Source organism: Lysinibacillus parviboronicapiens (assembly GCF_003049575.1).
Taxonomy (GTDB): Bacteria; Bacillota; Bacilli; order Bacillales_A; family Planococcaceae; genus Lysinibacillus; species Lysinibacillus parviboronicapiens.
This window is the reverse complement of sequence record NZ_PYWI01000011.1, coordinates 119,251-141,948: the sequence shown is the minus strand read 5'-3', so window position 1 is coordinate 141,948 and position 22,698 is coordinate 119,251. Positions and strand designations below refer to the sequence as shown.

At 36.6% G+C, this 22,698-nt stretch carries 17 protein-coding genes, 3 pseudogenes and 1 riboswitch; of the genes and pseudogenes, 3 read left to right on the top strand and 17 right to left on the bottom strand.

Annotated elements, in window-relative coordinates:
- Window positions 1-21 precede the first annotated feature (21 nt).
- The 4 genes and pseudogenes from C9J35_RS11640 to C9J35_RS11625 form a co-directional block, all read right to left on the bottom strand.
- Window positions 22-504 (bottom strand): annotated as a pseudogene (locus tag C9J35_RS11640) (hypothetical protein); the annotation flags it as partial.
- 79 nt (window positions 505-583) lie between these two features.
- A pseudogene (locus tag C9J35_RS24715) lies at window positions 584-937 on the bottom strand (PDDEXK family nuclease); the annotation flags it as partial.
- Window positions 938-1,022: 85 nt separating this feature from the next.
- Window positions 1,023-3,593: a vitamin B12-dependent ribonucleotide reductase gene (locus C9J35_RS11630; RefSeq protein ID WP_107924629.1), complete on the bottom strand. Its 2,571-nt coding sequence runs from the start codon at window positions 3,591-3,593 to the stop codon at window positions 1,023-1,025.
- Between the two features lie 201 nt (window positions 3,594-3,794).
- Complete coding sequence (locus tag C9J35_RS11625; RefSeq protein ID WP_167395956.1) at window positions 3,795-4,625, bottom strand: lipoate--protein ligase family protein; 831 nt, start codon at window positions 4,623-4,625, stop codon at window positions 3,795-3,797.
- Between the two features lie 403 nt (window positions 4,626-5,028).
- Between C9J35_RS11625 and C9J35_RS11620 the strand changes: the two genes are divergently transcribed.
- Window positions 5,029-5,415 (top strand): rhodanese-like domain-containing protein, encoded by a 387-nt coding sequence (locus C9J35_RS11620; protein ID WP_107924628.1) that lies wholly within the window; start codon window positions 5,029-5,031, stop codon window positions 5,413-5,415.
- Window positions 5,416-6,239: 824 nt separating this feature from the next.
- Window positions 6,240-6,316: riboswitch (glycine riboswitch) on the top strand.
- A 166-nt stretch (window positions 6,317-6,482) separates the two neighbouring features.
- Window positions 6,483-7,820 carry an amino acid permease gene (locus C9J35_RS11615; protein ID WP_107924627.1) on the top strand — a complete coding sequence of 446 codons (1,338 nt, stop codon included), beginning with the start codon at window positions 6,483-6,485 and terminating at the stop codon, window positions 7,818-7,820.
- 137 nt (window positions 7,821-7,957) lie between these two features.
- Here C9J35_RS11615 and C9J35_RS11610 read toward each other — a convergent pair whose 3' ends face one another.
- From C9J35_RS11610 to C9J35_RS11600, 4 genes are all read right to left on the bottom strand, one after another.
- Window positions 7,958-8,911, bottom strand: a complete 954-nt coding sequence (locus C9J35_RS11610; RefSeq protein WP_107924626.1) for a glutaminase — start codon at window positions 8,909-8,911, stop codon at window positions 7,958-7,960.
- A 57-nt stretch (window positions 8,912-8,968) separates the two neighbouring features.
- A complete protein-coding gene (locus C9J35_RS23930; RefSeq protein ID WP_201262061.1) occupies window positions 8,969-9,169 on the bottom strand; it encodes a hypothetical protein in 201 nt (66 codons plus the stop codon).
- An 87-nt stretch (window positions 9,170-9,256) separates the two neighbouring features.
- Window positions 9,257-9,559, bottom strand: coding sequence for a zinc-binding metallopeptidase family protein (locus C9J35_RS23925; protein ID WP_201262060.1), 303 nt, complete (start codon window positions 9,557-9,559; stop codon window positions 9,257-9,259).
- Window positions 9,560-9,647: 88 nt separating this feature from the next.
- Window positions 9,648-12,518 carry a hypothetical protein gene (locus tag C9J35_RS11600; RefSeq protein WP_107924625.1) on the bottom strand — a complete coding sequence of 957 codons (2,871 nt, stop codon included), beginning with the start codon at window positions 12,516-12,518 and terminating at the stop codon, window positions 9,648-9,650.
- A gap of 291 nt (window positions 12,519-12,809) precedes the next feature.
- On the opposite strand from C9J35_RS11600, the pseudogene C9J35_RS11595 reads away from it, so the two are divergent.
- Window positions 12,810-13,196, top strand: a pseudogene (locus tag C9J35_RS11595) (ATP-binding protein); the annotation flags it as partial.
- A gap of 658 nt (window positions 13,197-13,854) precedes the next feature.
- On the opposite strand, the gene C9J35_RS11590 reads toward C9J35_RS11595, so the two are convergent.
- The 9 genes from C9J35_RS11590 to C9J35_RS11550 all read right to left on the bottom strand — a co-directional run bounded on the left by C9J35_RS11590 (window position 13,855) and on the right by C9J35_RS11550 (window position 22,695).
- On the bottom strand, window positions 13,855-16,077 hold the full coding sequence (locus C9J35_RS11590; RefSeq protein WP_235616283.1) for a sensor histidine kinase: 2,223 nt from the start codon (window positions 16,075-16,077) through the stop codon (window positions 13,855-13,857).
- Between the two features lie 104 nt (window positions 16,078-16,181).
- Window positions 16,182-16,340, bottom strand: coding sequence for a competence pheromone ComX (gene comX, locus C9J35_RS11585; RefSeq protein WP_107924624.1), 159 nt, complete (start codon window positions 16,338-16,340; stop codon window positions 16,182-16,184).
- 740 nt (window positions 16,341-17,080) lie between these two features.
- A complete protein-coding gene (locus C9J35_RS11580) occupies window positions 17,081-17,569 on the bottom strand; it encodes a hypothetical protein (RefSeq protein WP_107924623.1) in 489 nt (162 codons plus the stop codon).
- Between the two features lie 160 nt (window positions 17,570-17,729).
- Window positions 17,730-17,963: a ribonuclease toxin immunity protein CdiI gene (gene cdiI / locus C9J35_RS11575; protein ID WP_107924622.1), complete on the bottom strand. Its 234-nt coding sequence runs from the start codon at window positions 17,961-17,963 to the stop codon at window positions 17,730-17,732.
- Window positions 17,964-18,420: 457 nt separating this feature from the next.
- Window positions 18,421-18,849, bottom strand: a complete 429-nt coding sequence (locus C9J35_RS11570; RefSeq protein WP_107924621.1) for a hypothetical protein — start codon at window positions 18,847-18,849, stop codon at window positions 18,421-18,423.
- Between the two features lie 608 nt (window positions 18,850-19,457).
- Window positions 19,458-19,841: a hypothetical protein gene (locus C9J35_RS11565; protein ID WP_107924620.1), complete on the bottom strand. Its 384-nt coding sequence runs from the start codon at window positions 19,839-19,841 to the stop codon at window positions 19,458-19,460.
- Window positions 19,838-21,058 carry a hypothetical protein gene (locus C9J35_RS11560; protein WP_107924619.1) on the bottom strand — a complete coding sequence of 407 codons (1,221 nt, stop codon included), beginning with the start codon at window positions 21,056-21,058 and terminating at the stop codon, window positions 19,838-19,840. Before C9J35_RS11560 ends, C9J35_RS11565 begins: the two co-directional genes overlap by 4 nt.
- The gene (locus C9J35_RS11555; RefSeq protein WP_235616282.1) at window positions 21,058-21,834 is read right to left on the bottom strand and encodes a phage baseplate assembly protein V; all 777 of its coding nucleotides are present in this window, start codon (window positions 21,832-21,834) and stop codon (window positions 21,058-21,060) included. Before C9J35_RS11555 ends, C9J35_RS11560 begins: the two co-directional genes overlap by 1 nt.
- Window positions 21,835-22,215: 381 nt before the next feature.
- A complete protein-coding gene (locus C9J35_RS11550) occupies window positions 22,216-22,695 on the bottom strand; it encodes an immunity protein YezG family protein (protein ID WP_054770088.1) in 480 nt (159 codons plus the stop codon).
- Window positions 22,696-22,698 lie beyond the last annotated feature (3 nt).

The window sequence follows — 22,698 nt, the reverse complement described above, 5'->3', positions numbered from 1 at the left end:
AGAAATTTTATAATAATACAATTAATTATTAATTGAAAAACTTACCATTGTTATAATTCCAGAGTGAACGTCATAGTTTATATCACGTATAGTACTATTAGAACCTAATGTTTGAACTCTTAACAGTGCACCTGAGGAAGCAGTATAGATATATCCAAGTCCAGGTGTCCAGTGATAATCATAATCATATTTTGCATTAGGTTCCCATTTAGAAAACCATTTATCGAACTTTACTGCAACTGGTCTATTATCATCTATTTCAGTCTTATATGAGAAAAAATTATTAAAACTACTTGATGAAGCTGAATATCCTCTTGCAATCGCTTCATTTTCTAGACCTGAACGCACACCATTTACACTCATACCATAGGAAGTGCCACCACGATTAGCATACATGCTATTAATAAATGCCCCTTTAGTTGAATAACCACTGTTAAAAACTTGTAATTTTGATTTACTTTTTGAATCATGCCAGTATTGTAGAATAACTGCTATAGTAGTTGGACCACACGTAGAATTTCGGTAACTTGATTTAACATCTGTATCATATTGAGAAAATGTAGGAGATGATAATAATTTCGAATACTGTTAATAAAAAATCCGTTGTCATCACATCTGGCTCAATTGTTTTTGGGTCTGTAGGATGTTTAAGACCTAATTCATCTGCAATAACAATTGTTTCTTCCAACGGTAATAATGGGTATTGTTCTCGAATATCAACAACAAAAATCCGAATATTCTGTTAAATAAAAGTAGTCTCGTTCCAAATCTGATAGAAATTCATGCTGTCGGTTTTAATTTCTCTAAGACGGGTGGATCTTCCTAATGAGGAAACGTCCTGAATGTTTAGCCATGACTTATAGTCTACTCCAATACCCGAACCTCGACCTTCCTTAATCCACTTTTCAACTTTAGATGTTCTCGTTCTTTTTGACATAAAAACACCCCTTTAGATAATTATATCTAAAGGGGTAAAACGGTGCAATTTATGGTAAATCTATATATAGACCTTTTTCATGATTTTATAAACCACATTTAAGCTGTGCACCACAGTTTGTACATGTGTTACAGCCACCCATTTCTTCGACTGTTCCTTTACGACATACTGGGCAAGTATTCCCAACGTCAGAGCCAATAACTGTCGTTGACGCTAGCGCTTGAATCGTATCGATTAATACGACTGGACGTTTTGTGTGTTCTTCTACTAATTCTTCTTCAAATGATAGTTGATCCATATCATTTTCTTCGGCTTTGAGCGTAAGTACTTGTGAGTCACGGCTACCATCTACATAAACCGTACCACCTTTAGCGCCACCTTTATATAGACGTTCATATACTTTTTCTACCTGTTGTACGGTATAGCCTCTTGGAGCATTTACCGTTTTCGAAATCGATGAATCAATCCATTTTTGAATGATACATTGTACATCCGCATGAGCCTCTGGTTTTAATTCCATCGATGATACGAACCATGAAGGTAACTCGTCAGCACTTACTTCTGGATGACTATCTAAGTATTCCTGTACGATTTCTGCTTTAACCTCGATGAATTTACCTAAGCGACCTGAACGGTAATATGTGAATGAGAAGTAAGGTTCAAGACCTGTTGCTACTCCTACCATCGTTCCAGTAGAACCTGTAGGCGCTACAGTCAGTAAATGCGAGTTTCGAATACCTGTTGCTAAAATTTGCTCTTTGATATGCGCTGGCATTTTTTGCATGAAGCCTGTTTCAGTGAAGGCTTTACGTAAACGTGCAGTTTCTTCCTCTGTCGCACCTACTAAGAATGGGAAGCTACCACGTTCTTTTGCTAGTTCTGTTGAAGCCTCATAAGCAGTTTCTGCAATTGTTTTAAAGATTTCATCAACAAGTGCATTTCCTCCCTCTGAGCCATATTCTTTTTCACAATAGATGAGTAAATCTGCTAAGCCCATTACCCCTAAACCAACGCGTCTCTCACCTAATGCTTGTACGCGGTTTTCCTCTAGGAAATAAGGTGTTGCGTCGATGACATTATCCTGCATACGTACACCTACGCGTACCGTTTCACGCAATGCTTCATAATCAATTGTTTGGTCCTCTTTATTGGCAAACTGCGCTAAATTCACAGCTGCTAAATTACATACCGAATAAGGGGCAAGTGGTTGTTCCCCACATGGGTTTGTTGCAACAACGCTTTGTCCATACGCTTTGGCATTTGTCATGTCGTTTGCGTTATCGATGAAGAAGATACCTGGCTCTGCAGAGTATGTTGCACATACATTGATAAGATTCCAAAGCTCTTTCGCTTTAATCGTACGGTATGTGCGCACTTTATTGCCTAATTTCTCCCATTCACGTACGTCGCCAACCTTATGCCATTCCGTATTGTAGAGAGTCATTTCCTCTTTTGTATATTCTTCAACAGCTGGGAAACGTAGCTCAAAATCAGCGTCCTTTTCAACAGCTTCCATAAATTCTTTTGTCAATGTTACGGAAATATTGGCGCCTGTTAAAAATTCTGAGTTATGGACTGTATACGTTCCACCGTCGCGTAATTTATTTTCTGCATCACGAATAATCGCAGCATCAAATCCGCCTAAACCTTCGATACTTTTATAATTTACAATGCCTTGATACATAGCTTCATCTTGTTGTGATAAAGGCTTAAAGTTTAACTTTTCTTTAGCTAGACGGATAATCGACTTGTCCGTCGTGTTTTCAATTAAGTATCGTAGAATACGTGGATTTTGCATTTTGGAAATGATAAATTCCACAATATCAGGGTGCCAATCTGCTAACATAATCATTTGAGCACCACGACGTGATCCCCCTTGTTCCACAAGGTGAGTCAGTTTGGCAATATCATCTAACCATGAAACCGAACCAGATGATTTTCCGTTCACACCACGTGCTAACGTATTACGTGGACGAAGTGTCGAACCGTTTGTCCCTACACCACCACCACGGCTCATAATTTCCATTACTTGCTTACGGTGATCACTGATCCCTTCACGTGAATCCGCAACAAACGGCATTACGTAACAATTGAAGAATGTTACATCTGTTTCAGAACCTGCTCCATAAATCACACGTCCAGCTGGGATAAATTTCAATGATACAAGTTGCTCATAAAATCTTTCAAACCATTCCTGGCGTTTTTCAGTTGTTTTTTCAACTGAGGCAAGCCCTGTTGCATTACGCTTGGCAATTTGCTCATAAAAAATTTCAAGAGGCTTTTCTAACACGTCAATTGAACGCGTAATCACACCCGTTTCTTGCTCTTTTGGATCATCTAAAGCGCTACGGTAGTCTTCTTCAATCAAAATATCTGCTGTTTTTGTAGACAAATCGATCTTTTGAATTGTCCCTAAACCACGTGCAGGGAATTTTGGATCTGCTTTTACTGTTAAGACAACGAAATCACCAGCTTTAAGTGTTTTCTTCTCCGTATCCTTAAATGAATAGCGATCGATCATTACCAGTCTAGAAACACCTTTATGCGTAATGTGCATATCAGGGGTTACGGGGTGAACCTGTGGAAATTGTTCAATATCTTTGTTTAACTGTTCAATTTGTTTGTTTACTTCGGGTTGATGATTTGTGAGTACCATCGTTTTGCCTCCCTTATGTTCTGCTTACAATAATAAATACACAATATCATGTGTCGTTAAACACTACATATTGTGTATGTTTCTTAACAAAAGATACTATATATAGTTTTTTAATTCAACTCTTGCAATTTTGACTAGAATCAGTACTGCTTGTCATCACAAGGTTTAAACGATAAAAAAATATTTTTCTTATACCATTTTTTACTTTTTGAAGTTCCAATCATCATGTGCATATTTTTTTTCTTCAAGTGCTCGTACATATTCTAATTGCTCCTCAGAAAGTGTAAATGGTTTTAATTCAATTTGCAACGATTTTGCAAAACCATCTCGAAAAGCTGTCACACATTGTTCAATGGAAACAGGTTCGTTCACAAGGCTATTAATGGCAACAGCCTTCTCTGGCAGCTTTTTACGCATGCGTTCTTTCGCCTCGTCACTAGAAAAGTTAAACACTGACAGTAGTTTCTCTTCATCGAGATCCAGTAAAATCGCACCATGCTGTAAAATGACACCTTTTTGACGCGTTTGTGCACTACCCGCTATTTTTTTCCCTTCTACGACAAGCTCATACCAACTTGGTGCATCAAAACATACTGCACTTTTTGGTTGCTTCAAGTCAGCCTTTTTTTCTTCTGTGTCAGGCACACTAAAATATGCATCCATCCCTAAATTATGAAAGCCCTGTAAAATCCCCTCGCTCAGAACACGATAGGCCTCTGTTACCGATTCCGGCATATTTGGATAGCTTTCTGTGACAATGACGCTATATGTCAACTCATGTTCGTGTAAAACTGCTCTTCCACCAGTTGGACGTCGCACAAAACCTAGCCCTTGTTGACGCACAGCATCTAAATTTATATCTCTTCTCGCTTGCTGAAAATAACCTATCGAGAGTGTTGCGGGCTCCCACTCATAAAAACGAATCACTGGAGAAATTAAACCTTCACTATGCCAATCGAGCAATGCCTCATCTAGCGCCATATTAAACGAAGGACTACATTTCCCTGAATTTAGAAAATACCAAGTTGTCATACAATCATCTCCTACAAATATCAATTACGCCTCTGCATAAGTAAGTCAATTTTTGAATTTTTTAGGTCTAAACATAGGCTGACCCGATGTCGATCACTTAATAAAACTACTTAAACTACAGGATGTGCCGTTTTTCCAATACCATCAATTAGTAGTTGTCGCATCGATGTGACGAATCCTTTCAAAATTTGTGACCTCCGCCAGAGGCTTTATCATACAGCATTATTGCCAGCAATCACATTACCTATATGTAAGCGACTGTCGTGGTTGATGCTACGTTTAGCATCTGCCGACAAAGAAATATCATTTTTAGCCACAATCTAGTTAATTTTATCAAACTCATTGGACTATCGCTACCGCATCTTTTATAATAATAAAGAAGATAGAAAGGGGTAAGAAAATCTTGGACATACTTATCACAATTGGTGTAATTTTAGTAGTTCTAATTGCATATATCGGTATCAATGCAATGCGCCTAAAAAAAGCCGTAACCAACTTAACACAAGAACAATTTATTGAAGGCTATCGCAAAGCACAGCTAATTGATGTGCGTGAGCAAAAAGAATTCGAGGCAGGTCATATTCTTGGTGCACGAAGCGTTCCTTCTACAGCACTACGTCAACGTTACAAAGAAATCCGACCAGATTTACCAGTATATTTATACTGTCAAAACACAGGTCGTAGTGCACGTGCTGCACTATTCCTAAAAAAACGTGGCTACAACCAAATCTACCAGCTTGAAGGCGGCTTCCGTAATTGGACTGGTAAAATTAAAACAAAAAAACAATAAGATTTGCGCCTTCGCACACTTTTTAAATTGGCAGTTCTCACTGCTCAAATAACCGTTCGCTCGGCGGCTATGTAGGTAAAACACGCCATAACTGATAGCTGATAGCTGAACGGACTTATGTGTGCTGGATGCAGCGCGAATGCTTATATTTTTGATAAAGAGCTAGCAACTTTTTTTATTGCTAGCTTTTTTCTACTATTCTGAGTTTCTACTATATAATAGTAGTTGTCTAACGACTAACCATTTAGTTCTCTTTCACCAAGCCCTTGAGCATGCATAGGACAAAAAGAGTAAAACCATGAGGCCATTACATTTCATTCGGAGCGAACATTTCTTGTTGCCAATAAAAGCTTTAGGCTCCCCGCATTTAGCCTGTATGACTTAGTAGCTACACAACTTGTCATACCCGTCGTTCTTTATATAGCTGTGCTACATTATGATTGGCTACATGACTATCTTCTGAAATTGTTTTTTTTAAGTAATAATAACTTCACCTTGTCACAATTCTCGTTTTGCTAATAACCTCACCGCTTCTTCCATTCGTTTTTATCTTGTCATTCCACTTGGAAAATTATAACCCGCTCCCTCGTAAAGCATGCAATCGGACATGTCTAGTAGCAAAATATAGCTTTTTTAGTATGTCTAAAAATACTACATTGTGTAAATAAATTAACAACCAGCACGCTATTTTTCTTTTTTCTGAAAATAGCCAATTTTTTATACTTGAATAATAGTGAAAGCACTGATAGGATGTATAATATCTTAAAATATTGTATTGTCTTTACGACGATACGTGCTATGAATGCTATGGATAAAACTATAGCAGGAGCATTTCTGGAGAGAGCGCAATATGCGTCGCCGAAGGGTTCACTATCTCAGGCAAAAGGACAGAGGAGTAATACAAACTTTCACCATGAAAGCTATACCACACGAATGTTGAGCTTAATTTTTTTAAATTAAACACCCTCAAATGGTATTTGTTATTCTGACGTTTACGAGACTAGTGTCGCTACTAGTCTCTTTTTTATTTTCCAGTCTTCGCTTTACGCATCTTTGGAGGGGTTAACGTGGAACAACAACACTTAAAACGCGAATTAAAAAATCGTCATGTGCAATTAATTGCCATCGGCGGAACAATAGGCACAGGCTTATTTTTAGGATCAGGAAAAGCCATCGCCTTAGCAGGACCATCAATTATTTTCGCCTATCTAATTGTCGGAATTGCCCTATTCTTTGTTATGCGTGCGCTTGGTGAACTTTTATTATCGAATGCAGGTTATACATCATTTACTGATTTCGCCACAGAATATATCGGGCCATGGGCAGGCTATGTCACGGGTTGGACATACTGGTTTTGCTGGATTATGACGGCTATGGCGGATATTATTGCGGTCGGTGTCTATACACAATATTGGTTTGATATTCCACAATGGGTACCAGCAATTGGCTGTTTAGTACTGTTATTAATTTTAAACCTACTGACAGTAAAACTATTTGGTGAGCTAGAATTCTGGTTTGCACTTATTAAAGTCGTGACGATTGTCGCGCTTATTATTATAGGATTATTTATGCTATTTACTGGCTTCCAAACAAGCTCTGGTACAGTTTCTGTGGAAAATCTTTGGGCACATGGTGGGTTTTTCCCTAACGGTATCTACGGTTTCCTAATGGCCTTCCAAATGGTAGTCTTTGCTTTTGTAGGTGTTGAACTAGTCGGTGTTTCTGCTGCTGAAACAGCAAATCCACAAAAAAATATCCCATCTGCCATCAATAAAATTCCATTACGGATTTTACTTTTTTACGTAGGTGCCCTATTTGTCCTTCTATGTATTAACCCTTGGAATGAAATGTCTGCGGCAAGTAGCCCATTCGTGCAAGTATTTACGCTAGCTGGAATTCCTATTGCAGCAGGTATTATTAATTTTGTTGTACTAACATCAGCTGCTTCAGCTGGTAATAGTGGCCTATTCTCCACTAGTCGCATGCTTTTTAATCTTGGTAGCAATAAGCAAGCATCACCATCATTTGCAAAATTAAATAAAAACAGTGTGCCAAGTAATGCACTTGTTGTGTCTGCATTTGTCGTATCGGTAGGCGCATTATTAAGTAAGCTAATGCCAGAGAATGCCTTTAGTGTCGTGACGACCATTAGTGCTATTTGTTTTATTTGGGTATGGAGTATCATTTTAATCTCTCATATCATCTATAAACGTAAAAAGAGAGCCCTTCATGAAGCATCGATTTTCAAAGCACCGTTGACACCATTTGTGAACTATTTGGTGCTTGCCTTCTTTGCTTTCTTATTAGTAATCATGTTCATCTCTGAAGCAACACGAACAGCACTGTTGTTAACACCCGTATGGTTTATTGTGTTATTTATACTCTACAAAGTAAAAAGAAAATAAAATCAGTAGACAAGCCACTGTCTTGTCTACTGATTTTTAGTGCATATGAATGTCAAGGATTACTGCAAGAACAGCTGTGACATGAGCGCTTCCATTCACTCAGGCAAGTGGGCCAACTCACGAAACTTCTATAGTCACTAGAAAATATTCATGTTCCACTCTGTAGCGATATGCTTTAGTAAATGAACACCTGCAACACTGTTGCCGATTGTATCGATGGCAGGTCCATAAATGCCGATACCACACCCAGTCGGAAATGGTGATTCTAAGCCTGCATGGCTAGGCACAGCAGCTAAAATCGCTCCCGACACACCACTTTTGGCAGGCAATCCAATAAACGCTGCAAATTTGCCAGACGCATTATACATACCACATGTCACCATTAATGCTTTCGTTAATTTAGCTACTTGCTTTGGAAATAGTTGTGTTTTTAAAAGAGGATGATAACCATCATTGGCAATTATCAAGCCGATCATAGCCATATCCGAAACGTCTATTTCAATGGCACATTGTTTTAAATAAACCTCTAATGCTTCCTCTACTGGGCAATCTAAATAACCAGATGCCATCAAATAGTACGCTAGCGCCCGGTTCCGATTAGCCGTGTGCCATTCCGATTGAAAAACCTCTTCATTAACACTTACTTTTTTCCCTATCATTTTTTCTAGAAAACGCAGTAAATTATCAATTTTTTCCTGTGGTGAATCTCCTGAAAGCATCGAAGAAACTGTAATAGCCCCTGCATTAATCATTGGGTTAAAAGGCTTTCCTGGCTGATGACTTTCTAAACGTACGATAGAATTAAACGTGTCACCAGTAGGTTCTACGTCAACACGCTCTAATACATATGGCAATCCTTTATCCATACAAGCTAAAATAAACGTCACAATTTTAGATACACTTTGGAGTGTAAATCTTTCAGTCGTATCTCCTGCCCTCATTTCACTACCATCTGGTCCGATGACAGCTATCGCTAGTTGATTGGGATTTTTTTCGGCCAGTGCTGGTATATAGCTAGCGCAATTGCCTTCTTTTGCATAAGGGCGAAACTGTTCCACCCATTGTGCTATTTTTGTATGGTTATCTAACATCTTTATGTTCTCCTTTCAAGAAAAGCAGAGCCTTCATAGAATAACCCTATGAAGGCTCTATTCAAAAATTAGCAATCCCTTGTTAAAGCTTTGGAGGAGTAGCATCCTGAGGAATGAATGAAACATACTTCTCCCCTCAAGATGCTCTTGCCATTCTTTCTTCGCCTCTTCAATAAACGCAGGATTGTCCATCGATGTAATGGCTGTACAAGCCATTGCTTTTGCCGCCTGCAACATGCCTTTATGAGCAATTGGCATCACTCCTTGCGACACAACGCCATGTATGGAGCGGTGTACCCAATGCTATACAAGTTGTGGGACATTGCACAGTTGGAACATTCCAACTTACATCTGTACATCAGTAGAGCCACCCATTATAAATTCTGGTAGTATATCGGGGATACTATCAGCAATCACTTTATCTTTTAGCTGTGTTGCATCTTTTTTACTTAACCCTGCTAATGCTGTCGCCTGAACCTCGGGAGAAAACGTCTTTATAAATAGCTTCAGCATGTTTTTTGCTTCAGTTGTGTACGTAGGCATCCCTATTTCAAGCATCTGCTTATACATAATATCATAAAGTGTTTTATTTGAAATAAGATTTGAGGATACCCCTTCAAATTCAATCTTTACAGATGTTTCTGTCATTAATCAATGACAGCCAAAAAAATACTCCCCTTAGATGGGGAGTGAATTGTGTGAAAATTGTGTGAGTGCCAGGCACCTACAAAGGCACCTACAAATCATTTGGGTATAGATTATTGTATAGAATCTCTAATTTTTTTGAGAGCTTCCCATACGCAGTTTGCCAAGCTTTACGAGCCGTTTCCCCATTTTCAGCAGGGATTGCTTCATGCAATGCATGAACTTCGGCTACTTTTTTCAAATCACTCTCTGCCTGTGTGAGCTTTGAATAATTTTTCACAATACTTTTTTCTGAAGAACTAAGTTTATCATAATCTGCTCGAATGCTCGTAACCTTCGTTTGTAAATCAGCTACATAATCACCATTTTGAACAAGCAAATTAATAGCTTCTATTAAGCCTAGAGCCGTTTCATTTGCTTTTTGTTGGTTCTTATCAGCTTCAATAATCTTTTGACGCGTATCCTGACTCACCAAATTCATTTGCTTTGCCGTTAGTTTAGTGAAGGCTTTAATAACCGTAGATGGATTACTAGCAAATGACTTATCATACTGCTTCATGAAAGTCTCTACTTTTTTCACATCCGCTACAGCTGCTGTTAAAATCGAAGCATTGGTGATGAGTTTCTTATCACTAGCACTCAACTTATTATATTGAGCTGAAAGATTTTGAATTTCTTGGAGAGATACCGTATATAAATCGTCCGAAACTAAGGCACCAATTTTTCCGTTTAATGTTGATAGATTTGGTGCATTTTCATCTACTAAACGATTGTTAAGTAAATCCTCATACTGTGGTTTTGCTAAATGTTGCTGGTTTGCTGGTAATTTTGCATAGGCCTTTTCCACAGTTTCGATTTTCTTAGCTTGCTTCGCAACATCCATTTCTTCCCTAGCAGTTTGCACCTTTTTATGGAAGGATTTTACCCCTGAAATATCTTTACTAGCTGCCGTTAATAAATGGTAGTTCGTCACATACTTACGTGCTGAAGAGGAAAGACTTTTATACGTCGCTGTCGCTGCGTTTACAGCAGTTTCTAATTGTGTAAACGAGTACTTTGTGATATCAGCAAACTTTGCAATATCAACTTTTAGCGCCTCTGCTGCAGCTTTATCTGCTGGCTCTTTGCCATTGCCATCAACCGTTACATCCGGTGAGTTACGCAAAAATTCATCTGCATTATAAACAAGCGATTGTTGCAAGCTTGTCAGCTTATTATAAGCTTTTAAAGTACTACTATAAGTTGATTGTAATTTACTTGCAGCTACACCGCTTGTCAGTTTAAGATTGTTATACGCGACCATATCTTTAATGATTTTTTCTGCTGCTTTTAAATCTTTTTGGAGCGTTAAAATACTTTGATATCCGATAATTTTAGCAGCTGAATTTTTCGTTAAAGTTTTATAATCAGCAATTATTTTGTTGACAACTTTCACATGATCCTGCCATGTTTCCGCTGATGGATTTATAGGATAGCTTTCCTCTCCAAGATAGCGATTTATCTCAGCATTTAAATAATAAATTTGATTCTCTTCTGCATTTTCCGCCTCTAATAATTGCGTGACATAAGTAGCAGGCACTAATTGAAGCTGTTTATACGTTAGCTTTTCATAAGCAGTACGAATGGATTTTGCAGTTGTTACTTGCTTGCTTGGTGTATTATTTACTGATAATTTATCAAAAAGTTTAATAAATTGTTCAATCTTTTTAATGTCCTGCTTCGCTTCGTTTAAGATCGTTTGATTTTGTACTGTTACTTGGTAGTTTTTTGATAACTTCGCAATATCCGTTTCAATCGCCCCAACTGCTGTTTTAAGAGACTCCATACTTGTAGGTACATACTTCACAAGAGCATTCTCATAGGATAATAATGCAACAATTGCTTGATTCAATCTTCTAACTTCCGCAATTTCTGCTATATCTGCTGGCTCTTTCAAAATGTCCTTGATATTCGTATATAAAACATCACCTAAATCTAAGCTTCGTAGCAATAAGTCAAACTTATTGTAGGTATCTTCAATTTCCGCTATATATTTTGGCAAGTCTTTTTCACTTACTTCTTTTACTTTATTCACTTTTTCATTTAGTTTGCTAATTGCCTCTATGTCAGCAAGTGCTCGCTTCAGTACATCATAGTTGGTTACATTCGCCTTTGCCGCGGCAGATAGCTCTTGGTATTTCTTTTCTAATAAATCTACTTCTGCTTTAAACGATTCGAAGGTTGTTACATTATATTTACTATCGCTTATACGTATAGTTTTAATATCGTTAATTAATGTATCAGAAGGTTCTTTAGATACAGTCAACGGAGCCGATACATCCGACTCAACAACTGCAGGACCAACCTTCGCTTGCACCTTGACGATAAAATCCTTCATTCCTTTTTCTAAAGCATCCGCAGGAATTTTATATGTACCACCTGTTGCCCCGTTAATAATAGTGAAAGATTCACCAACTTTATAAAACCATTGATAGCTATATGTAATTTGACTGCTTTGTAACTTTGCCCCGCCTTTATCTGTTACTTTGGCTCCTGTGACCCTTATCGTTTCATTTGGTGCTACAAAGTTTGAAGTCGTATCGAATGTTGGCTGTGTAATCTCAAGTTCCAAAGTATTAATGGTACGTGATTCACTTTTGAACGTAGTGCCCGTCGTCGAAATCGCTTCTACAAAAATGGTTTTTCCTGCTGCTTCAGCTGGGATTGTGAAAGATGCCATTGTTGCACCAGAAATCGGTTTATTCGTAGTAGTGCTTGACCCACTTTCGCTCTCTACATAGTACCACTGATACTTATTGATAATTGTGTTTGCTGGTAATTTTTCAATGGACGCCTTTAACGTCTCATTGACTGTATTCGTGCCTGTGACTAAAACCGCGGATACTTCCTCTGCCCCTGCTACAGTAGGAACAATAAAGGCTGCCGGAATGGCTGCTACTGTGAAAAGTAATTTTTTATTCAATATACTCAGTCCTCCTCTTTCCTTCTATAGAGTTATATCGGTAACATTTAAATAATTTCCTTTGTTTTATAGCATTTTTCTAATAAAGTGTATTTTCTACCAAATTTTATTATCCAATAAATAATAATTTGATTTTTTCATCGGTTTCATATCAAATATTACACAGCCATCATAAGATTTTTTTAATAATAGACTGTCAGTATTTTCCTCAATCTATTTGGCAAAAAAATCTAGCCATCAAAATGATTGACTAGCCCTCAGACTGTCGACAAAATTCCCGGAGCGTTTCATATAAACCGTCCAGGTCGATTCGATCGACTCATTTTTGTCGCCCCACCAGATGAAACAGCAAGACAACTAATTTTTCAATTGAAGTTAAAAGGACGATATGCTGAAGATATAGATGTAACAACACTTGCTGCGCAAACTGAATTTTTCTCTGGTGCAGATATCGAAAATGTCATTGAATTAGCTACTGAAAATGTACTTGCTGAAATTTTAACAACTGGTGATGAACGACCAATTACAACAAATGATTTACTACATGTATTAAAAGATTTACAACCATCTACGTTAGAATGGCTGCGTACAGCAAAAAACTACGTTAAATACGCAAATCAAACGGGGCTCTACAATGACGTTGAAAAATATCTGCGTGTCCAAGGTCGGCGTATATAAAATAAGATTCAATGCAGTATGGAATATCAGCAGAAAAGAGGCATCTCAAACTTTGAGACGCCTCTTTTTTAACACTATAGTTTTTTACACAACTAAATAATGGGGCCATCTTGGGGTAAGCGCAGTTATATTGCTTCCGTCTGTCGAAGTTTTGTTTGAGTCAAGAGAGGAATCGATCGGGTACACACGCTTTCCGCTCGGGACGAGACCATAAACACTCGGGTACTCACGGCTTTTCGCTTGGGCCGAGACCAGAATCGCTCAGGTACACACGCTTTCCGCTCTGGCCGAGCCAAGTAACGCTCGGGTACACATGCTTTCCGCTCGGGTCTAACCAAAAATCGCTCAGGTATCTAGATTCCACACGAGAGACAACCAAATTACCTCCCCATTTGATAGTAATATCATTAAAACTCCCCTACTTTATTTACTGGCATAATAAAACCTGTATCCTCCAATTTTATATAGTGCTATATGTATCCATGCGTATACAAATTCAATAAGGCGTTTCAATATTTTATAAGTATTCATTCGAAAAACTTCCACTAAAAAAACCTCCTACTCAATTTTTATACTGAACAAATCGCCTCAGTACGGAAATTAATTAGAAGGTATTGTGCATTGTAGTTTTTCTTTACTATCCTTTTTGCAATAACTTTTAGTACCCTTTAATAAAGTGAGACGACCATCTTCTGTGGACAGTATGATCAAGTATGTCACTTCCTTCATTTACAGTGATTCGAATAGACATTCCTTCGTCTATAGCTGACTCGATATAAAACTGTCCATTAAAGGCTTGTACACGTTCTTGCATGCCCTTTATCCCCATAGAATCAGATTGTCTAAAAGCTTCCATATCACAACCTACTCCATCATCTGAGTAAATAATTTCAAAACCGTTGGCCATTTCTTGCAGATGAATTTCGACTGAGTTTGCATAGGAATGCTTTAATGCATTGTTTAGTAATTCCTGAAAAAGTCGATAAATCATAAGGTTTAAACGTTCATCTTCTAAATAAAGTCGATCCACCGTGTAAATTAACACAAAGTCAGCTCTCTTATGAATCTTCTGAATTAGTTTTTCGAGTGCAGCATTTAACCCTAAAGTATCCAATAGTGGGGGCTTTAAATTCTCACAATATAGTCGTAAATCCTGCAACGAGGCTATCATGTGATCATGAATTTTGGCAAGCTTCGACTGAATCTCCATCGTATTCTTGTCATGAATAAGTGCATTGACTTCACGAGCAATATGAAGCTGCTCTTGTAAATTAGTATCATGAAGCTCTTGCGCCAACTGATATTTCTCTTCTTCAAATCTAAACCATAGCAACTTGTTTAGCCAAGGTAGTTGATTTTTATCAGCCTCTTTCACATGCTTTAACTGTTCTAACAATTCTTCAACCATTTTCGTATTTTCAATAAAATTATTTAAATATAAAAGTAGCAATTCTAGCCACAATAGTTCCTCATCTTTTAAATGGATTGAATTATTATGATCTATTACTAATATTCTTTTATAATCCAAATCTTGATGGATGAAGGCAAGATAATATTTGTCAAACCTCTTTATATCCCCGAGCTGTAACCGCTCAATTATGCCTTCATTAAAATGATGGTGTAGATATGCTGGTGATTTATTGGCAGCAGTAAATTGGTGGTTTTTGTAATCATAGGTTATAGCATACACACAATCAATCTCAAGATGTAAAGAGGCTTCCTGTACAAATTTTTGAAGTAAATCCTCAATTTTAATGACACGGCCTATTCGATCGACAGTCTTATACAATCGATGAATGTAATCTCCTTTTGTGGAAAATAAAACTTTCCGCATTCGATAATCGATTTTTTCCTTAGCATAAAAAAGAACTGTTAGAGAAAAAAAAGTAAAGAAGAATATTTCTGCCATTTTTGATATGGATAAGTCAGCAAACCAATATAGCCCTAATAATAACCAAAGCGTAAAGGCAAATGAAAAACTAACGTAATAGCGTAAACGCGTAATAAAGTATTCCATATCAAATATGCGTTCTGTTAACTGAGTAAAAATAAAGCTAAAAGGGATTAACATAAGAAATATAGAGCAGATATCTGCAGAAAGAAAATATCTATGAAATAAGATTTCGGGTAAAGCATATAGAAAAAGGAACGGCAGAAACGGGATAATAATACTAATTAATAGTAATTTTAATTGTTGTGTTTTGTACTTGAGATAACAAATCATTAAAGTACTTAGAATCATAATAAGTAATAGAAAAAATAACCATAAGACAGCATTAGAGAACACAAATTTTTTGAATGGAAAGATAATACTGAAAATACTTAGAAATACAGCGGCTAAAGGTATTGTATAAAATAACTTTATGTTATTAAAAAGCTGCCAATGTAATTCTAAAAAGAGAAAATAATTTCTTAAAAAGTGTATTAAAATTACTAAACACAAAAGCATACTACCGCTATTCACAATAATTCCTATGCTATTTAATTTACTAGATGCGCCGATACTAACATACGCTAAGGATACAGTTAATATAAACAGAATGAGTAAACTTAATAGTGTGTTATTTCTCTGTTTGTAATACAAATAAAACGAGATAATTAAAGTTAGAAAAAAATAACTAGCCGGGACTATCAGCACTGAGTAAAATTGTTGCGGAATATCTTCATGATTTATTTGAATATCCATACGTTTTCCATCCGGCTTTAATATTGTTAACTCATTAGCTGCTCGAATGACTGAATCGTACTTGATACTAGGAATATCTTCAATTTGGATACCATCTACGTTTAAAACTCTATCTCCAGCTTCTATTTGTTGTTTAAATGCCCACTCTTTATAATAAGGCGCTGTGATGAGCCATTGCTCATTTTTTTCCTTCAATTCAATACTTAAAAAAGGCGCGCTATAAGAGATATAGAGCAAATAAAACCCTAATACTAGATATACACTTATAGCAGGCCAAAACCATTCACATTTTTTTAACTTTATTGCCAAATTCGATTATTCAGGCAAAACTCTTCATCATAAGATTCTAAAATAGCCTTTTGTTCAAGTTCTGTTACGCCAACTAGAGAAGCCTTTTTTTCTTTTAACAGTGTAACCAATGTCGGATTTTGCTCTAAAAATTGAATCATGTTAATCATAAAATCTCCTCATTTCATTAGTTTTTTTCTAGCGCATAGTCACATTCACAAAATTATAACTAGTAGAATCTTAATAGCTATCGCACAGTGAATAGCCTACTTTTCAATTAACAAAAAGTAATTAATAACCATAAATGTAACTATAAATTAATTATACTATCAATTCACAATTTTTCAACATTATTTTCTATTAAATGCTATTTTTTTTAGATTAGGTGTGTTTTTTGTTCACAACGTCATTTTTCGCTAATGCATTGGGCTTTGATTCTTAATTGTTGAATCCAGCATCCTTATTTGGATAACCTGCACTCGTTCATCAAAGATTTACGTAAAATAGGTGTCTTTTTTTAATAGATTCAACGAATAGAGATCGCTCCCCCTTTATCACTCGTGGTCTTTGATTCTTCCTTGCAAATACTAAACCAATTAATAAATAGTTCTTTTTTAATTGCTACGACACATTTCACATGTAGCCTAGCCTACTAGCAACAGTTGATTCACATATGTATAGTACTAGCATTAATAAAAAATGCCCAAGTAACGATTCACATCTCACTTGGGCTGAATTATTATGGTATTAAAATCGTAGTAAAATACTCATGTCACAATATCTGTATAGCATAAACTTAATCCATTACCAGTTTCCACTTTCAAAGTCTTGATTATCAATCTCTTTCACAAATACCGATATCCAAAGCACGGTATCCTTAACAGGATCTTGATTTGGTGCATATTTTAAACTACAGACCACTCTTAACTAAATTTTCTATTTGATTATTACTTTTATTTTCAGGCTCAATAACAAATAATTTTAATAATATTTCTGTCACCTTAGAAAATGAAAATTTACTTGATCCAATTTCTCCATGTGCTCCCATAAAAAACTCTAAATCTCCACATGAAAATAAGGAATGTTCTCTGACAACTTTATTTGTAGTATCGATAATCGCTTCTGCATATTCGTTTGGTATTCCTAAAAATACAGTATCTGACTTCATTGCAATATTATCAGATAGAATTTCATCTTCATCCAAACTGATATTTACTCTAATATTAAGACTTTTTATATTTTTAGGCGTAAATTTAATGCCTAAAAATGCATAATTACTCATGTCACGTCTTGAAAGCAAAAGCTCAAGTGCTATGCTAAAATACCCACCTGCCCCGTTTAGCTCCATTTCCTCCACATTCTCATTTTCAAATATTTTAAAACTAATTTTGAACTTCATTTTCCACCTTAAATTACGATAAATTTAAAATTTCTTTTAGTTCTTTCAAGGAAACTTCAACTATCATTTGATCCTGAGTTCGTCTCGTTGAATAGCCTTTCCCCGCCTCTTTTAATATTGAAAAAATACACTTTCATCTACAATAGCATTTTCCTCAATTTCAACCATAGGAGGGTAAACTGAAGTTAACGCCAGTTTCACCAAAATACCCCTCTTCTCCAGGCTGATATTCATTTGCAAAAATACAGCTTACCGGATCAATTCCAAAACCTTGCTTGTTTTTGAATTTATCTATCGCTTGCATAAATTTCCCATCCCCTATTACTTTGTAATATAGACGCATCAATTCAACTTTTTCTGAAAATTCTTCAATAATAAAAACTTCCTCACTCATAACAAATGCTCCTTTAACTTTTAATCCAGAACGGGGAGGAAATTCGAAATCTCTCCTGTGTCATTGGCCTTTAGTGTAAGCGAATGGTTTTCCGGTGGGCTGTAAAAACCGCTATGTCCCTCGGCTGTATACGGCGTAGCCAGTGAAAACCACGTGGCTTCTTCCTTCTTTTGCGCCTCATCAATCGCTAGGTGAGTCACACTTGATTCTTCTTTACCTCTAATATGGTCCCTTCAATCTCTGTGCCTGGAAGGGAGGGAATGTGAGTTGTTTATTTTTGCATTTTGTCAAAGTCCATTGCCCGCATGCAAATATTTTAAGCCCACAAATTCATAATGGCTTAATTACAATAGTTAGTTTTCATAAGTTATAAAGCTTTTCATCAATTCAAACAGCTCATACAACCATTTTACTGGTGAGTAAGAATAACCTTAGAATTTAACAAAATAGCACGTTTTTAATCGTTATATCCTTTTGGGTCTTCTTCACTCATAATATACGCTATCTCTTCATCAGTAAATTCATTACCTTCTGTTACAGGCTGCCCATTAACATCTAACATCCCCATCACTTCTTTATCTCGGTCCGATACAATTATGGTATAATCTTCAAACAAAAATGGATTCGGAGATAAATCTACTTTTACTCTCCACGCTGACTCCATGTCATCATAGGCTTCATCAAAAAATAAACTCTCTATTTGCTCATTAACCGTCCCGTCCAATTCAAGTTCTTGATGATATTTTTTCGCAATTTCTATTACTTCATTTGGCATTAATACTGTATTTATTGTAATTTCCTCTACTTTACGATGATGTTTCTTAAAATCTCCCCTTACTGATTCTATCAATTTTTCAAGTTCCTCTTTAGTTCTATTTTTTCTCATTTCTGTACTCCTTTCAACTATTATTATTTCGATCATAATCTATCGATATACTCTATTGAGGTAATCCGTATTTAAACATGCAAAAAAACACTTGTCGGCTGTTATAGACAATCAAGTGCTTTAAGTTTATAAATTTTCTAAGTTTATTAATATTTGCAAGTTTATAAGTTAGTTTAGTATTGACAGTATGGCATCTTTTTTACCACATGGCAATTGTAACGTTTAAACCCTTTAGCTTGTTTAATCTCGTGTGTTTGTTGCTTATGCCACCCATAAGTTGTCCTTGTAAATAAATTGTCATCTCGCCTATTCTCGCTCTTATTGCTTAATTGTTAAAATAGCACTCCTTGATGGTCTAGCCTTCATGGGTTATTAATTCAAATTCAAGGATATCTTTAACTGTACACAATTAAAAAACTATTTATATCCTTGTTTATCGCCAAGAGCTTTGTCATTCTCGATAGTTTGTAGTTATTCCATATCATACTTCACTTAACTTAAAAATTTCATTTCGCCCAGTTCTCCCAGATGTAAAATAAAACACCATGATAGTACTGCCTGTGTAAACTCTCATTATGAATTACAGCTAGTAAATAAGTATCTTATAATTAAGAAGTTTCTACTACTGACAACACTTCAAAGCTTGCACAGAAAAACTTAATAATGTTATTCTCATAATCTTCTACTAAATATTTTTTTGGTAATTCAAAACCTTTATCTTTCAAATTATTAATTCTAAAGCCTGTTATTTGATTATAACTATTTCCAAATCCTAATAAATCTAAAGTAGTAACATCATTAAACTTCATTTTCAAAATAAACTTCCGACTATCGACTTCTAATAAAAAGCTAATTTCTAAAAATGAAACTTGATCATAATAAGAATTGTATCCAATAAAATAATGGAAATCAGTAATAAATTTAACATCAGTTGATTTGAAATTAGGAATTTTATTTTCTAACTCTGTTCCTTCATACCACTCATTTATCATTTCTCTTTCTCCTCAAAAAAATTATACCTGAATTCCTTACCCTTTTCAGAGTATCCAGGGTCGTCAAATTTACGTTCATGTAAATGTGGGACGGAATGGTCTAGTGGCATACTATGGTCCGCATGATCTACCCGATAATGTTGACTACCGAAGTCATCATAAATTACAGTGGATTTTTCTTCTTTTCCCTTATAATCTCTGTAATGCTCTATTTTTGAACCTGGCGTTGCATTATCGGGTGCTTTCCTTTGCCAATATTCATCAGGTACAAATGGCTCTTTTGCAAAGTCATCACCTTTACCCGTACCTTTACCCGTACCCTTATCAAGACTCTTCGCATACTCGCCAAGTTGCTCTTTTTCTTTCTGAGTGGCTTTTTGAGCATCCTTCCCCTTGTTTGCGTTTTTAGTGATATCCTGAGCAGCTTCCAAACCTTTTCCCATATCTTTTAAGGATTCCATCGCTTTTTTTCCTTTTGCTGCCTTACCAAAAGGGCTGAGCAAGGAAAGCGTTGCTTCATTTTGTTCTCGAAGTGTCGCGTTTGGATTCGCTAATGTGGCAAAATCTTCGATAAACATTTTGTAACCAAACATTGCATATGGAGCTAAACCATCTGGATTTACTGTAGAAGGAGCACTCAGAACTTTACGCTTGTCCTGTAAAGTTGTCAGTGGATTGCCATCGTTAACAGAGTATTTGTTTCCTATTGGTCCAAACGTCTTTCGGTCTTTAAGGTACTCGTCAAAGAATTTATTTAATTCTGCTTCCCCTTCAATTTTATGACCAACTTTTTTGGATACTTTTTCTATCTTGGCTTTCGAAGGTTTTAATGGTACTACTGTTTCTTTCACCTTCGCTTTTACTTCCTTCACGGCTTGTTTTACCTGGGTATAGGTTTTCTTTGCCGCCTGCTTCGCTACAAGTACTACTTTCTTGGCAGTCCGCTTAAACTTCTTCACCATTTTACTTTTAGATAGATTATTTTTAAGCTTCCTGGCTTTTGTAAATACTTTCCCAATCTTTTTCTTGAGCTTTTTCTTTAGTTTTTTCTTGGCCTTTTTTATAGCTTTTTTCAGTTTCTTTTTCGTATTTTTGATTTTCTTTTTTACAGACTTGGCGGCGTTCTTGACTTTGCCGACAGCTGGGATACTCCCAAGAAAACTGCCTATCGATCCGAAGAAGCCCTTGCCTTTCCCACCTTTGCCTTTCTTCGCCATTACGCACCACCCCCTGCGAGGGGAATCATGCCCATGACGTCGAGAGCGGATTCAAGGTCGTCTCCGTTACCCTCTTCGGATGCACTTGATGCAGGGACAGGTGCCTTGATGGAGCCCTCCATTTCAACAACCTGTCCCTGCATATCGGTAATGCCATCGAGCACGATACTGCTGGAGCCACAGGTTAAGCGCATGGATTCTGTGGCGCTAATGGCGATGGTTTTACTCGCAAAGGTGATATTGTCATTGGCCTTGAGTGTAAGCGGATGGTTACTATGCACCTCAATTCCACTGTCCTGGTTTAACTGCAGGAAAACGGCGCCTTCCTTGGCAGTAAAGGTCACAGATTGTGGGTCGAGTTTCATGTCTTTGCCTTTTGGTGTACCCCAATAAGCCGTTTTGGGGTCGGCTATTTTAGGGTTGGCATCGCCGCCTTTGCGAACACTGTGGCGGACAACCGCTGTTTCCTCTCGGTGATTCGGGAAGGCCAGATGGACGCTATCGCCGATTTCCGGTGGACTGTAAAAACCGCTATGCCCCTCGGCTGTATACGGCGCAGCCAGTGAAAACCATGTGGCTTCTTCCTTCATTTGCGCCTCATCAATCGCTAGATGCAGTCGCACTTGATCCTTCTTTACCTCTAAGACGGTCCCTTCAATCGCTGTGCCTGGAAGCGAGGGAATGCTGAGTCGCCCTTGGCGAATGCCTGCCTCCGACAGCAAATGGTATTCATAACTAAGCACACCTCGTTGCATGCGGGCAATGGACTTTGCCACGACTAGCTCCTTGTTTTGGATCAGGACACGGTCACCGAGTGCTAATGTCTTTTTCGATTCAATTATATACGATACCGTATCCCCTCCTCCATCGGTAGTTCAGTGTAAATAAAAATATTCATCCTATACGAACCATAAAAGGTAGTATGGGATGAATATTTCATTCTTTCTTAATTAGGAAAGTCTTAGAAGGATTATCACTAAAAGCTAGATTATAAATCTCATTTATCCTTTATTTTCAATAGTAATAACTTCTAATTTTATACCACTCACTATATTATGAAGTGCTTCACAGGTTACTAGGGATATTGTGCAATCATATTGTTGAGGTATTAATATGAATTCGCACAAAATTTTGGATAAACCACCTGAAATTATCCTTCAATTATTATTTTCAAATTCCTTCATTCTATCAATTTTAATTCTATCACTTTCATCTTGTGGGATATTATTCAGATACTTACTTTCCCAATATTCCAACCTATCTGAAGGACCAAAGTTTGATTCTCTCCATTTTGTATAATCATATTCTATATTTAACTTTCCTTCAGATGTAAGTTTCATAGTTATTGAAAACCAAGGCTCTTGTCCATTTTCTAAAAATAAATTCTTCAGATCATTTGTAACTTTAAACATTTTATTCTCTAATTGAGTATATTCATCCGAATTAATATTGTATCTGATTGGTATGTCTAAAGAATAAACATAATCGTTCTCATTTATAGGCTTAAAGAAAAAGAAAACCCCTCCTTCTCCATTTTCCACCTCACCATTAAAATAGAAATCTTCCCATTTAACCGGTATCATTTGATCTATAGTTTCTGCAATTATTCTATATAAATTATTCATCTTCTTTTCCATCTC